This window comes from Pantoea sp. App145 (genome assembly GCF_047947045.1).
GTDB lineage: Bacteria > Pseudomonadota > Gammaproteobacteria > Enterobacterales > Enterobacteriaceae > Pantoea.
In genome coordinates this window covers 1,635,484-1,648,753 of sequence record NZ_CP133290.1, presented here as the reverse complement: position 1 = coordinate 1,648,753, position 13,270 = coordinate 1,635,484, and the positions used below count along the sequence as shown (strand labels likewise).

General features: G+C 54.8%; 14 protein-coding genes. 6 read left to right on the top strand and 8 right to left on the bottom strand.

Features of this window, described 5'->3' with window-relative positions; all coding sequences use genetic code 11:
* The first annotated feature begins 90 nt into the window (after window positions 1–90).
* From RCF31_RS07595 to tatE, 6 genes are all read left to right on the top strand, one after another.
* Window positions 91–1,050 carry an ABC transporter substrate-binding protein gene (locus tag RCF31_RS07595; RefSeq protein WP_416412973.1) on the top strand — a complete coding sequence of 320 codons (960 nt, stop codon included), beginning with the start codon at window positions 91–93 and terminating at the stop codon, window positions 1,048–1,050.
* 2 nt (window positions 1,051–1,052) lie between these two features.
* Complete coding sequence (locus RCF31_RS07590; RefSeq protein WP_299455008.1) at window positions 1,053–1,847, top strand: deaminated glutathione amidase; 795 nt, start codon at window positions 1,053–1,055, stop codon at window positions 1,845–1,847.
* A gap of 20 nt (window positions 1,848–1,867) precedes the next feature.
* Window positions 1,868–2,755, top strand: a complete 888-nt coding sequence (locus RCF31_RS07585) for an ABC transporter substrate-binding protein (protein WP_299454925.1) — start codon at window positions 1,868–1,870, stop codon at window positions 2,753–2,755.
* A complete protein-coding gene (locus tag RCF31_RS07580) occupies window positions 2,752–3,711 on the top strand; it encodes an amino acid ABC transporter permease (protein ID WP_416412972.1) in 960 nt (319 codons plus the stop codon). The genes RCF31_RS07585 and RCF31_RS07580 overlap by 4 nt, the downstream gene beginning before the upstream one ends.
* The gene (locus tag RCF31_RS07575) at window positions 3,708–4,478 is read left to right on the top strand and encodes an amino acid ABC transporter ATP-binding protein (RefSeq protein ID WP_084873389.1); all 771 of its coding nucleotides are present in this window, start codon (window positions 3,708–3,710) and stop codon (window positions 4,476–4,478) included. Before RCF31_RS07580 ends, RCF31_RS07575 begins: the two co-directional genes overlap by 4 nt.
* 108 nt (window positions 4,479–4,586) lie before the next feature.
* The gene (gene tatE, locus RCF31_RS07570) at window positions 4,587–4,790 is read left to right on the top strand and encodes a twin-arginine translocase subunit TatE (RefSeq protein ID WP_084873392.1); all 204 of its coding nucleotides are present in this window, start codon (window positions 4,587–4,589) and stop codon (window positions 4,788–4,790) included.
* A gap of 148 nt (window positions 4,791–4,938) precedes the next feature.
* On the opposite strand, the gene lipA is transcribed toward tatE, so the two are convergent.
* From lipA to rlmH, 8 genes are all read right to left on the bottom strand, one after another.
* Window positions 4,939–5,904 carry a lipoyl synthase gene (gene lipA / locus RCF31_RS07565; RefSeq protein WP_310615897.1) on the bottom strand — a complete coding sequence of 322 codons (966 nt, stop codon included), beginning with the start codon at window positions 5,902–5,904 and terminating at the stop codon, window positions 4,939–4,941.
* A 173-nt stretch (window positions 5,905–6,077) separates the two neighbouring features.
* Window positions 6,078–6,731, bottom strand: a complete 654-nt coding sequence (gene lipB, locus RCF31_RS07560; RefSeq protein ID WP_416412971.1) for a lipoyl(octanoyl) transferase LipB — start codon at window positions 6,729–6,731, stop codon at window positions 6,078–6,080.
* 69 nt (window positions 6,732–6,800) lie between these two features.
* Window positions 6,801–7,064: a DUF493 family protein YbeD gene (gene ybeD / locus RCF31_RS07555; protein ID WP_299454913.1), complete on the bottom strand. Its 264-nt coding sequence runs from the start codon at window positions 7,062–7,064 to the stop codon at window positions 6,801–6,803.
* Between the two features lie 219 nt (window positions 7,065–7,283).
* Window positions 7,284–8,495, bottom strand: coding sequence for a D-alanyl-D-alanine carboxypeptidase DacA (gene dacA / locus RCF31_RS07550; RefSeq protein WP_084873402.1), 1,212 nt, complete (start codon window positions 8,493–8,495; stop codon window positions 7,284–7,286).
* A 130-nt stretch (window positions 8,496–8,625) separates the two neighbouring features.
* A complete protein-coding gene (gene rlpA, locus RCF31_RS07545; protein ID WP_416412970.1) occupies window positions 8,626–9,729 on the bottom strand; it encodes an endolytic peptidoglycan transglycosylase RlpA in 1,104 nt (367 codons plus the stop codon).
* A 10-nt stretch (window positions 9,730–9,739) separates the two neighbouring features.
* The gene (gene mrdB / locus RCF31_RS07540; RefSeq protein ID WP_299455006.1) at window positions 9,740–10,852 is read right to left on the bottom strand and encodes a peptidoglycan glycosyltransferase MrdB; all 1,113 of its coding nucleotides are present in this window, start codon (window positions 10,850–10,852) and stop codon (window positions 9,740–9,742) included.
* An 8-nt stretch (window positions 10,853–10,860) separates the two neighbouring features.
* Window positions 10,861–12,765 carry a peptidoglycan DD-transpeptidase MrdA gene (gene mrdA / locus RCF31_RS07535; protein ID WP_299454907.1) on the bottom strand — a complete coding sequence of 635 codons (1,905 nt, stop codon included), beginning with the start codon at window positions 12,763–12,765 and terminating at the stop codon, window positions 10,861–10,863.
* 34 nt (window positions 12,766–12,799) lie between these two features.
* Complete coding sequence (gene rlmH / locus RCF31_RS07530) at window positions 12,800–13,270, bottom strand: 23S rRNA (pseudouridine(1915)-N(3))-methyltransferase RlmH (RefSeq protein ID WP_084873413.1); 471 nt, start codon at window positions 13,268–13,270, stop codon at window positions 12,800–12,802.

Here is a 13,270-nt window from a genome sequence, read left to right as displayed (position 1 = left end):
ATTCCCGATTTAGTATCAAATTCAAGCACTATTTGCTGAATAACTAAACGCAGCCTGACTGCAATCGGAACGAACGGGGAAACAACAACTATGGTAACCATCAGACTGGCGGTTCGTGACTGGGATTACTTTACACCGCTGGCACTCGGCGATATCAAGCCGGAAGGATTTCAGTTGGAAATTGACCGCGTCGGCACGCTGGTTGATAACCTGGGCAGCAGTGACAAATACGATGCCGGTGAGGTGTCGTTCAGCCGTTATGCCCAGTCACGTGCGAAAGGCGACACCTCGCTGCTTGGTCTGCCACACTTTCTGATGCGTGGCTTTCGTCAGCGTTGCATCATCACCACCGCCGAGAGTCCGATTACCACCCCGGCTCAGCTGAAAGGAAAAAAAATCGGTGTCACGGGCTGGCAGGATTCCGGCAATACCTGGACGCGCACCGTGCTGCGTGAAGCCGGTGTTGGTATTGATGATGCGTACTGGTTTGCGGGCCGCCTGACAGCGGAGCACCCGATTGTTGACCGTCTCGCGGGCTTTGGCCGTCCGGGACGTATTGAAGTCGCCCCCGGCGAACGCCCATTAATCGAGCTGCTGAAAGCCGGTGAGCTGGATGCGGTTTTCACCCCGTTTATGCCGGAAGGTTTCTTTCTGCCGGAATCGGGGCTGCGTCAGCTACAAGTTGATTTCGCCAGCGCCGAGCGTGATTACTTTAATCGTGTTGGTTATGTGCCGGGGATTCATATTCTGGCGCTGAAACCCGCACTGGCAGAACAACATCCGTGGCTGCCACAGGCGTTGAGTGAGATCATCGATCGTTCGTACCAGCTATGGATGAAGAAACGCGAGAAATACGCCGACACCACACCGTGGTTGCTGGATGATTTGCGACGTACCGCGCAGGAATTACCGGCCGACTGGAATCAAAACGGATTTGCCGCTAACAAAAAGATGATTGCCGATTTTGCCAGCGAGTTGTTTGAACAGGGCTTAACCAAAACATTGCTGACGCCGGAAGCGATCTTTCCGGCGGTGGCGCAGGGGGAATGATGATGAAAGTAGCGATGGGGCAATTTGCGGTCAGCCGCGAATGGCAGGAAAACGCCGATATCTGCATCGGCCTGATGAATAACGCACTGGCGGGCGGAGCCGATTTGCTGGTGCTGCCGGAAGGCGTGTTGGCGCGTGATATTGCCGATCCGGATCTGGTGCTGAAAGCAGCCCAACCGCTTGATGGCCCGTTTCTGACGCAGATCCTCGCGGCCAGCAAAGGTAACACGCTGACCACCATGATGAGCGTGCACGTGCCAACCGAAGGGCAGAAGGCGCTTAACGTGCTGATCGCCATTCGTAATGGCGAAATCATCGCGGAATACGAAAAATTGCACCTGTATGACGCCTTTGCCATGCAGGAATCACAGCGTGTTAACCCCGGCCATGTCATTCCGCCACTGGTTGAAGTGGCGGGAATGAAGGTGGGTCTGATGACCTGTTATGACGTCCGTTTCCCTGAGCTGGCGCGTCGTCTGGTACTGGATGGTGCCGATGTGCTGGTGCTGCCTGCGGCCTGGGTGAAAGGGCCACTGAAAGAGATGCACTGGGAGTTATTGACCACGGCACGTGCGCTGGAGAACACCTGCTATATGGTGGCGGTGGGAGAATGTGGTCCGCGCAACATCGGCAACAGCCTGGTTATCGATCCACTTGGTGTAGCGATTGCCAAAGCACCGGAGTCAGCGGCACTGGTATTTGCCGACCTCGATCCACAACGTATTGCCTATGCACGTAGCGTATTGCCGGTCCTTGAGAACCGTCGCTTTGCTCGCCCTGAACTGAAAACACACTGACAGCACTGGGAAATTGAAGAATGAAAAAAATGACTCTCGCTATCGCGCTGGCTCTGGGCCTGTCGGCATCGTTCGCTCAGGCGGCTGATGCGATTCCCAGCCAGAAAATTGACCAGGCGCTGCACGATCGTCTGCCCGCAGATATCAAAAGCGCTGGCAAAATGATTGCCGTGAATAACGGCTCTTTCCCTCCGTATGAGATCGTCAATGGTACGCACTCGATGGAGGGGGCATCTGCCGATCTTGCAGTGGCGCTGGGGCAATTGCTGGGGGTGAAAATCGAACATGCCACCGTCAGCGGCTTGTCCGGGGTGCTGGCAGGGATTAATTCCGGCCGTTATCAGCTGGCGATTGGGCCGATTGGTGATTACCCGGATCGTCAGGAGAAAGTCGATTTTATCGATTTTGTGCAGGAGTTCGTGGTATTTGGCGTACCTAAAGGCAATCCGGCAAAAATTAATGGCCTTGATGATACCTGCGGCAAGCGTATCGCGGTGATGGCGGCGGGTTCTGCGGAGCAGGTGATCCGCAAGCAATCTGATGCCTGTGTCGCTGCCGGTAAACCTGCGGTGGTGGTGCAGTCCTTCACTGACCAGCCTTCTTCGATTCTCGCGGTGCGTTCGAAACGTTCTGACGCCTTCTTCTCGTCACAGGCACCGCTGACGTACTTTGTCGAGCAGGCCAATGGTCAGCTTGAGTTGTCTGGCAAAGGTCAGAAAAATGGCTTTGGTGATATCTTCCAGGGCACCGTGGTGCCGAAAGGTTCCGAGCTGGGTAACGTGGTACTGGATGCGTATAAGGAGTTGTTCAGCAACGGGACTTACGCTGCCATCATGAAGAAGTGGAAGCTGGACGGTAACATGTTGCAGGCACCGGGCCGTAATCTGGCGCAAGGGGCGGCAAAATGAGTTCAAACACCAACGATTCGCGAGCCAGGGATAAGGCCGACGTGCAGCAGCGCGACGTGGCTTTTGCCCGCAACGCGCCCACTTATGGACGCTGGGTCTCATGGATTGTGGTGCTGGTGATCGCCTCCAACTTCCTCTGGCTGGTGGCGACCAACCCAAACTTTGAGTGGACGGTGGTGCTGAAATGGTTCACCGAAGGTTCGGTGCTGAAAGGATTACAGGTGACGCTCGGGCTGACGGTGGTGTCGATGATCCTCGGCACCCTGCTGGGCCTGCTGCTGGCGGTGTGGCGTCTGTCGGAGAACAGGCTGCTGAGTGGCATCTCGTCGCTCTACATTTGGTTCTTTCGCGGTACCCCGCTGCTGGTGCAATTGATCTTCTGGTATAACCTGTCAACGCTGTTCCCGACGTTGTCGATCACCCTTCCCTGGACCGGCATCACCTTTGCCAGCTGGAATACCAATGATCTGATCACGCCATTGACCGCCGCAATTGCCGGTCTGGCTCTGAATGAAGCCGCGTATATGGCGGAAATCATTCGTGCGGGTTTGCTCTCGGTCGATAACGGCCAGGTAGAAACCACGCAGGCTTTCGGCATGAGCCGCACGCGTGCACTGCGCCGCATCATCATTCCGCAGGCCATGCGTTCCATTATTCCCCCCACTGGCAACCAGTTGATCAGCATGATCAAAGCAACCTCGCTGGTGAGTGTGATAGCTATGGGCGATCTGCTGTATTCGGTGCAGGCGGTCTATAACCGTACCTTTGAAATCATTCCTATGCTGATGGTAGCGGTGATCTGGTATCTGCTCATCACCTCAATTCTCAACGTTGGCCAGTCGGCTATTGAACGTTACTACGCCCGCGGTACCCGACGCACGGTGGTTGTCACCAAACGTCGCAATCAGAGTGACGATATCAGCCAGCGTGCCCTGGTGCAGAAGGAGGATGTATGAGTGATGTTCAGCCGCTGGTGCGCGCCCGCAATGTGCAGAAAAGCTACGGTGATAATGAGGTCCTGAAAGGTATCGATCTGGATGTGTTCCCGGGCGAAGTGGTGGTGATCCTCGGGCCGTCCGGCTCGGGCAAATCAACCTTTCTGCGCTGTATTAACCATCTGGAAGATATGAACGCCGGTTCGATCATGGTGGGTGATGAGCAAATTGGTTATGAATTAAAAAAAGGCATTTTGCATCGCCTGTCACCACGCCGAATAGCCCATCAGCGCCAGAAGATTGGCATGGTGTTTCAGCAGTTCAACCTCTATCCCCATATGACGGTGTTGCAGAACATCATTGAAGCGCCGATTGGCGTGCATAAGTTCCCACGCCAGGACGCGTTAAAACATGCCCATGAGCTGCTCTCAACGGTTGGGCTGAGTGATAAAGCGGATGCCTGGCCACGTCATTTGTCCGGTGGTCAGCAGCAGCGGGTAGCGATAGCGCGCGCGCTGGCGATTAAGCCATCACTGATGTTGTTTGATGAGCCGACCTCGGCGCTCGATCCTGAGCTGGTGGGGGAAGTGCTGGCGACCATGCGCACGCTGGCGGATCAGGGATTAACCATGATTGTGGTCACTCATGAAATTGGTTTTGCCCGTGAAGCCGCTGACCGTGTGGTATTTATGGATGGTGGCGTGGTGGTGGAGCAGGGCAGTCCGGAGCAGGTGATTGGCAATCCGCAGCACCCGCGTACCCAGGCGTTTTTGAGCCGTTTTATCTGAAAATTATCAGGTGGCCGATCTTACTCTGTTACAGATTGCAGTTGAGCTGGCAAGCGATCTGCGCGTAAATATCAGTCACCGTTTTTCGCTAAGGTTGAAAGGTTAATTATGGAAGGTATCAGTATTGCCAAACTGCTGATCATCGGTGCTCTCATCGTTCTGCTTTTTGGCACCAACAAGTTACGTTCACTGGGTGGCGATCTGGGTTCCGCAATCAAAGGCTTCAAAAAAGCCATGAAAGATGATGAATCCACCGCAACCAAAAGCACTGCTGAAGAAGCACCGGCAGAACGTGTCAGCCACAAAGAGTAATCTCTGCGGCTAACGTCAATAAGTGTAAAAATTTATTACGTTGTAAAAAACCAGACTGATGCCAGTCTGGTTTTTTGTTTTGTGTCGCGGCGCGATGTGTTTTGCGCGCCTTTTAAAAAACCGTGCGATAAATCGCGCCGCGACAAATTTACTTCACTTCCAGCCCTTTGGCCTGCATGTCGGCATGGTAAGAGGAGCGCACAAACGGGCCACAGGCCGCGTGGGTGAAGCCCATTGCCATTGCCTCAGCTTTCATCTCATCAAACTCAGCAGGGCTGACATAACGCTGCACCGGCAGATGATGACGGCTCGGTTGCAGATACTGGCCCAGTGTCAGCATGGTGACGCCATGACGACGCAGATCGCGCATCACCTCAACAATTTCCGCATTGGTTTCACCCAGACCCACCATCAGGCCGGATTTAGTCGGCACGTCCGGATGCGCTTCTTTAAAACGCTCCAGCAGCTTGAGTGACCACTCATAATTGGCGCCCGGTCGTACCTGACGGTAAACGCGTGGTACGTTTTCCAGGTTGTGGTTGAACACATCTGGCGGCGTCGCGGTGAGGATTTCCAGCGCACGATCCATACGGCCACGGAAATCGGGTACCAGGGTTTCAATCTTGATCGACGGGCTTTTTTCGCGAATAGCACTGATGCAATCGGCAAAGTGCTGGGCACCGCCGTCGCGCAGGTCATCGCGGTCAACCGAGGTGATAACCACATAACGCAGCGCCATATCGGCGATGGTTTGGGCCAGTTTCACCGGCTCATTAGCATCAGGGGCGTTCGGGCGACCGTGTGCCACATCGCAGAATGGGCAGCGACGGGTACAGATCGCGCCAAGAATCATAAAGGTAGCGGTGCCGTGGTTAAAACATTCTGCCAGGTTCGGACAGGATGCCTCTTCACACACCGAATGCAGGCCATTTTTGCGCATGGCGGCCTTGATGCCCTGGATACGGCTGGAGTCGGCAGGAAGTTTGATCTTCATCCACTCCGGCTTACGCAGAATTTCCTCACGCTCAGTGACCACGGTTTTCACCGGAATCAGCGCCATTTTGTCGGCATCGCGATATTTGACGCCACGTTCCATCTGAATTGGTTTACTCATAAATCTGCAGGTTCCGGTCGGGATTGCGATTTGAAAGCTTCCTCACTCAAACTGAGAACCAGGCTTTCAACTTTATTTGAAAAAATTGCAAAAATTATATCATCTCGCAGCGCGGTAAGCAGCCGCTGTGAAGGTCATCAGGTTACAAAATTGTAAATACGCACTGAAAGACATCACAGCGTGGGTTCATCGTTTAGCCACTCGCTGGCGGTAAAGCCAGTCAACTGCGCAAAATGCTGCACCAGGCGCGGCTGGACATCAGCGGTGGTCACACCTGGCTGGAACTGCCCCAGCTGTGTCATACGCATACCGGCATAACCACAGGGATTGATGCGCAGGAAAGGGGCGAGATCCATCGCCACATTCAATGCCAGGCCGTGAAACGAACACCCTTTGCGGATGCGCAGACCGAGCGAGCAAATCTTCTCTTCACCCACGTACACACCTGGGGCATCCGGTCGCGCATGGGCGCTGACACCGTAATCCGCCAGGGTGGCAACCACTGTTTCTTCCAGCGCCGTCACCAGTTGGCGCACACCAAGCTTACGGCGTTTAACATCGATCAGCACATACATAACCTGCTGGCCGGGACCGTGGTAAGTGACCTGGCCGCCGCGATCGCTTTGCACCACGGGAATGTCGCCGGGCATCAGCAGATGCTCAGCTTTGCCAGCCTGGCCCTGGGTAAACACCGGGTTATGCTCCACCAGCCAGACTTCATCTGGGGTGTCGCTGTCGCGTTGATCGGTAAAGCGGTGCATGGCGTCAGAAATCGGCTGCCAGTCGCGCTGGCCGAGTTGACGAACAAGAAGCGTATTAGCTGACAAAACGGGCATCCGGTAAAGAGTGAGAGGCAAAGTATAACGCTGGCAAAGATCCCTTTGCCAGCATCAGCATTACAGCACCATGCGCACGATATCGATGTTGCCTAACTCTTCATACAGGGTTTCAACCTGTTCAATGTGTGTGGCCATGATGGTGATGGAAACGGAGTGATAATTGCCTTTGCTGCTCGGCTTCACATCTGGCTTGTAGTCGCCGGGCGCATGACGCTGCACCACTTCAACCACTTGATCAACCAGCTCCGGTTGCGCCAGACCCATCACTTTATAGGTAAAGGAGGTAGGGAATTCGAGCAGTTCATTCAGTTTGGTTTTCATATTGACTCCGGTGCATAAAAAACAGGCTCCCGCCTGAGCGGGAGCAATAATCCCCGTCATATTTCAGTCTGCAGGTGCGTTGGCTACGTTCGTTCACCCCAGTCACTTACTATTGTAAGCTCCCGGGGATGAACTCGCTTGCCGCCTTCCTGCACCCTGAACTATTTAGGGGATATTAAATATATGATGGTATATGGCGGTTTTTTCAACCATACGGCCTTAGCCGAACCAGTGGTGGAACATCAGTTTGATGTAATCGATGATACGACTGATGAAACCGCCTTCCTGAACTTCGTTCAGCACCACCAGCGGACGCTGTTCAATGGTTTTGCCATCCAGCTGGAAGTTGATGCTGCCCACTACCTGGTTTTTCTGTAGCGGCGCATGCAGTTCGGTATTGTTCAGCACGTAGCTGGCTTTCAGATCTTTCATGCGGCCACGCGGGATGGTCAGATAAGCATCTTTCTCCACGCCGAGCTGGACACGGTCGCTGTTACCAAACCACACCGGCTCAGAAGCAAATTCTTTACCCGCCTTCAGCGGTGCCACGGTTTCAAAGAAACGGAAGCCCCAGGTCAGCAGTTTTTTGCTCTCGGTTTCACGGCCTTTGTAGGTATGGCCGCCCATCACCGCCGAAATCAGACGCATCTGGCCTTCGGTCGCTGACGCCACCAGGTTGTAACCTGCGGCATCGGTATGGCCGGTTTTGATGCCGTCAACATTAAGGCTGGTATCCCACAGCAGGCCGTTACGGTTCAGCTGGCGGATGTTGTTAAAGGTGAACTCTTTCTCGTGATAAACCGCGTATTCATCCGGTACGTCACGAATCAGGGCCTGGCCGATCAGCGCCATATCGCGCGCGGAGCTGTACTGGCCGTCTGCATCCAGGCCGTGTACGGTCTGGAAATGGGTGTTTTTCAGACCTAACGCCTGCACGTAATTGTTCATCAGGTTGACGAAGGCATCCTGGCTGCCCGCCACATAATCGGCCATGGCAACACAGGCATCGTTACCGGATTGCAGCACGATACCGCGCGTCAGCTGCGAAACGGGAACGCGATCGCCCGGTTTGAGGAACATCAGCGAGGAGCCTTTAAATACCGGGTTACCGGTAGCCCACGCATCTTTACCCACGGTGACAATATCATCCTGATGGATTTTACCCGCTTTAACTGCCTGGCCGATGACGTAGCTGGTCATCATTTTGGTCAGACTGGCTGGGTCGCGACGTGCATCGGCGTTCTTTTCCGCCAGCACCTTGCCCGAGTTATAGTCGATCAGAACGTAGGCCTCAGCATCAATGTCCGGAACGCCCGGAATCATGGTTTTGAGGTTAACATCGTCCGCCAGGGCGGCATGGCTGAGGGAAAGGGCGACCAGTGATCCCACTGTCAGGCGTTTCAGAAAACGAGAAGGTTTCAGCGTATTCATGTTCAGGACTACAACATCCGTGAGGTTGAGAGTGAAAAAAAGTGCCTTGACTCAAGCAAACGCCTGATTGGGCGACATCTTGCTTTGCAAAACTGTTGTAACCAGGCAGCACTATGCCTGGTTGTTATTATCACATGCCGTTATGTGACGTGGTAATAAATGAACTCATTTGCGCTTCGTTGTTCAGGCGCTGCTGCAATGCAGCAGCTTCCGCGCGGGATTTATAGCCACCCAACTGCACGCGATAAACGTTGCCATTGGCCTCAACAGAACCCGGTACGCCGAAACGTTTGCCGAGGCTGGTTGCCAGCTGGCGTGCGCGAACGGCATCGTTAAGTGCGCCCACCTGCACCACATAACCGCCAGCGCTCTGGCTGGCTGGCGTTGCAGCTGCGGCTACCGGGGCTGCGACCGCAGCAGTCGCCGCGGGTGCAGCTACAGTGGCGGCAGGCTGCGGTTCGCTGCCTTCCAGTACGCCACTGGCTAAGGGTTGTGGTGCGCCAAGAAAACCATTGCTACGTACCGGTGCGCCCATGCCATCGCTGCTTTGCAGCGTGCTGTTATCCACCGCACGGACATCCTGCGCCGGAGGTGTGGCGCTTTGGGTGCTGGCACTGCCGCCCATCATCACCATGCCGCCACCCAGGTCAGGGCGTGCTGGCAGTGCGTAACTTTGTTTGGCGACCGTGGTACCAATGGTACCGGGGCCCGACAGCGTACCGTCCGGTGCGACATTGATATAGTCAACGCGCACACGGGTATTATTCGAGATATTCAGGCGGTCGGCTGCGGCGCTCGACAAATCGATAATTCGGCCCGGTGTGTAGGGACCGCGATCATTGACGCGCACGACAATCTGACGACCATTCGCCAGGTTAGTGACGCGCACATAGCTGGGTAAAGGCAGGGTCGGATGAGCTGCGCTCATGGCGTTGGGATCGAAGGTCTCACCAATCGCGGTACGATTGCCCTGGGCTTCAGTGCCATAGGAGGTGGCTAAACCCACTTCACTGAAGTTAGAAGGATCTTTCACGATACGGTAGGTTTTACCGTTGACGCTATAGTCCTGGCTGGTTGACGGATTGATCGGTTCATAGCGCGGTTCCACTCCCGGGATTTCAACTACCGGGCCGTTGTAAGCCGGTTGTGGTGGGGCGGTATTCTGCGGTTCCTGAGAGGAACAGGCAGCCAGTACCAATGATGCCAGAGCAACCCCAAGCCAGTCCTTACGCATGTGCAGCCTCTTAAACGCTTTTAGATAACATTTTTCGATGAGTATGGATCGACATGACGATGCCAAATCCTGCCATTAGTACAATCAATGCCGATCCGCCGTAGCTGACCAGCGGCAGCGGTACGCCGACCACCGGTAAGATACCACTAACCATGCCAATGTTAACGAAAACATAAACGAATAAAATCAGCATCAAACCTCCTGCCATCACGCGACCAAAGGTGGTTTGTGCCCGTGCTGCGATAATCAAACCACGCATAATCAGCAGCAGATACAGCACCAATAGCAGCAGTACGCCGACCAGCCCCAGTTCTTCTGCCAGCACGGCAAAGATAAAGTCAGTATGGCGTTCAGGCAAAAACTCCAGCTGAGACTGGGTGCCATGCAGCCAGCCCTTACCGCGCAGGCCACCTGAGCCGATGGCAATTTTGGACTGAATGATGTGATAACCGGCACCCAGTGGATCGCTCTCGGGGTTCAGCAGCATCATCACGCGGTCGCGTTGATAATCGTGCATCAGGAAGAACCATAGCACCGGGATAAACGCCGCAATCAGCAGCACCGCAACGCCAATCAATTTCCAGCTCATGCCAGACAGGAACAGCACGAACAAACCTGATGCAGCGATCAGGATAGATGTTCCCAGGTCAGGCTGTGCCGCAACCAGCAGGGTCGGGGCAAAGATCAGGATCAGTGCGATGCCGGTGTTCTTCAGCGTTGGCGGACACACATCGCGGTTGATAAAGCGCGCCACCATCAGTGGCACGGCTATTTTAGCGATCTCCGACGGCTGGAAGCGCACCACGCCCAGATCCAGCCAGCGCTGCGCCCCTTTACTGATATGGCCGAAGGCATCTACGGCAATCAGTAATATCACGCAGATGATGTAGAGATAGGGTGCCCAGCTCTCGTAAACGCGCGGCGGCACCTGCGCCAGCACGATCATAATCACCAGACCCATCACAATCTGGCCGATTTTACGCTCCATCATGCCGGGATCCTGGCCACTGGCGCTCCAGATAACGAAAGCGCTGTAGACCAGCAGGCCGATGATCACCAGCATAAAGAGGGGGTCAATATGGATGCGCGTCCAGATCGTTCTTTTCTGCGGACTATCGTTCATGGACATGCTTATTCACCTTCGTAACCGGGTGGCGTCGGTGCGGCTTCTGGCAGCACCGTATTGTTATCGCCTAACATAATGTGGTCGAGAATCTGACGCATCACCGAGCCGACGGCCGGGCCCGCACCGCCGTTCTCCAGAATCATAGTGACAGCGACACGCGGTTTATCGAACGGCGCGAAGGCGGTCATCAGTTTGTGGTCACGCAGACGCTCAGCGATTTTGTGTGCGTTATAGGTTTCGTTCTCTTTCAGACCGAATACCTGGGCCGTACCGGATTTGGCGGCAATTTTATAAGGGGCATCGGCAAAACTCTTATGCGCAGTCCCGTTAGGGCGGTTGGCAACGCCATACATCCCGTCTTTGGCGATCTCCCAGAAACCGGAGTGGATATCGCCAATCGGTTCATCTGCTGGCTGGCGATACGGCACCATGGTGTGGCCTTCACGGGTGGCGTGCAACAGATGCGGCACTTTTATTACCCCGTCGTTTATTAAAATCATCATCGCTTTGTTCATCTGCACCGGTGTGGCGGTCCAGTAGCCCTGGCCGATCCCCACCGGGATGGTATCGCCCTGATACCAGGGTTTCTTAAAGCGTTTCAGCTTCCAGTCACGCGTCGGCATATTGCCGGGGCTTTCCTGTGGCAGGTCAATGCCGGTGCGATGGCCGTAGCCAAATTTGGTCATCCATTCTGACAGGCGATCAATCCCCATGTCATAGGCAACCTGATAGAAGAAGGTATCGGCGGATTCTTCCAGTGCTTTGGTGACGTTGAGACGACCATGTCCCCATTTTTTCCAGTCACGATAACGCTTTTCAGAACCCGGTAACTGCCACCAGCCGGGGTCAAACAAGCTGGTGTTGCGGTTAATCACCCCGGCGCTGAGTGCTGATACTGCGACATAAGGCTTCACTGTGGATGCCGGAGGGTAGGCGGCCTGCAAGGCGCGATTATAAAGTGGACGATTTTCATCGTTGAGTAACGCTTTGTAATCTTTGCTGGAGATACCATCGACAAACAGATTTGGGTCATAGCTTGGTGTTGAAACCAGCGCGAGGATTTCCCCGCTGCGTGGATCGCTCACTACCACTGCTGCACGGCTGCCCGCCAGCAGCGTTTCAATGTACTGCTGCAATTTGAGGTCGATAGTGAGATAGATATCGCGCCCGGCCTGAGGTGATTGTTCATGCAACTGACGGATCACCCGGCCACGGTTATTCACCTCGACTTCTTCATAACCGGTGGTGCCGTGCAGCACATCCTCGTAATAGTTTTCGATACCCAGCTTGCCGATGTCATGCGTTGCCGCATAGTTCGGCCATTTGCCTTCCTGATCGAGACGTGTGACATCACGATCGTTAATTTTCGACACGTAGCCCACCACATGGGTCAGCGTTTGTCCGTAGGGATAGTAGCGGCGCTGGTAGCCTTTCACTTCCACACCCGGGAAGCGGTACTGATTTACAGCAAAACGCGCCACCTGCACATCGCTCAGGGCGGTTTTGACCGGAATAGAGGTGAAGCGGCGAGAGCGCTTGCGTTCTTTCTCGAACGCGTCCAAATCGTCATCGGTGAGATCGAGGATCGGGCGCAAGTCCTGTAGCGTTTGCTTCAGGTCATCGACTTTTTCCGGTACCAGCTCCGCCTGATAAATGGTGCGGTTCAGCGCCAGCGGCACGCCGTTGCGATCAAAGATGATACCGCGGCTCGGTGCCACCGGCACCAGCTTGATGCGGTTGTCATTGGAGCGGGTGCTGTAATCAGCAAAACGCAGAATTTGCAGGTGGTACAGGTTGACCACCAGAATACCGGAAAGCAGCAGGATGCCGAAAAAGGCCACCAAAGCCCGACGGACAAACAGCTTTTGTTCGGCAGTGTAATCGCGAAAAGCGTTGCTTTGTAATTTCATCCGCTGCGTTTAATGTCCGGGGTTGGCCTGGCGTTTATTCACGGTGATAAGGATGATTGGCGGTGATGCTCCAGGCACGGTACAGGCTCTCGGCCACCAGCACACGCACCAGCGGATGTGGCAGCGTCAGGGCCGACAGTGACCAGCTTTGCTCTGCCGCCGCCTTACAGGCAGGCGACAGGCCTTCAGGCCCGCCGATCAACAGGCTGACATCGCGGCCATCCTGCTTCCAGCGCTCCAGCTGCTGTGCCAGCTGCGGGGTTTCCCACGGTTGCCCGGGAATATCCAGCGTCACAATGCGGTTACCTTTGCCCACGGCCGCCAGCATCGCTTCACCTTCTTTTTCAAGAATGCGTTTGATGTCAGCATTTTTGCCGCGTTTGCCTGCTGGCACTTCGGTCAGTTCCAGCGGCATATCTTTAGGGAAGCGGCGCAGATACTCAGTGAAACCGGTCTGAACCCAATCCGGCATTTTGGTGCCGACGGCCACAAGCTGCAATTTCAC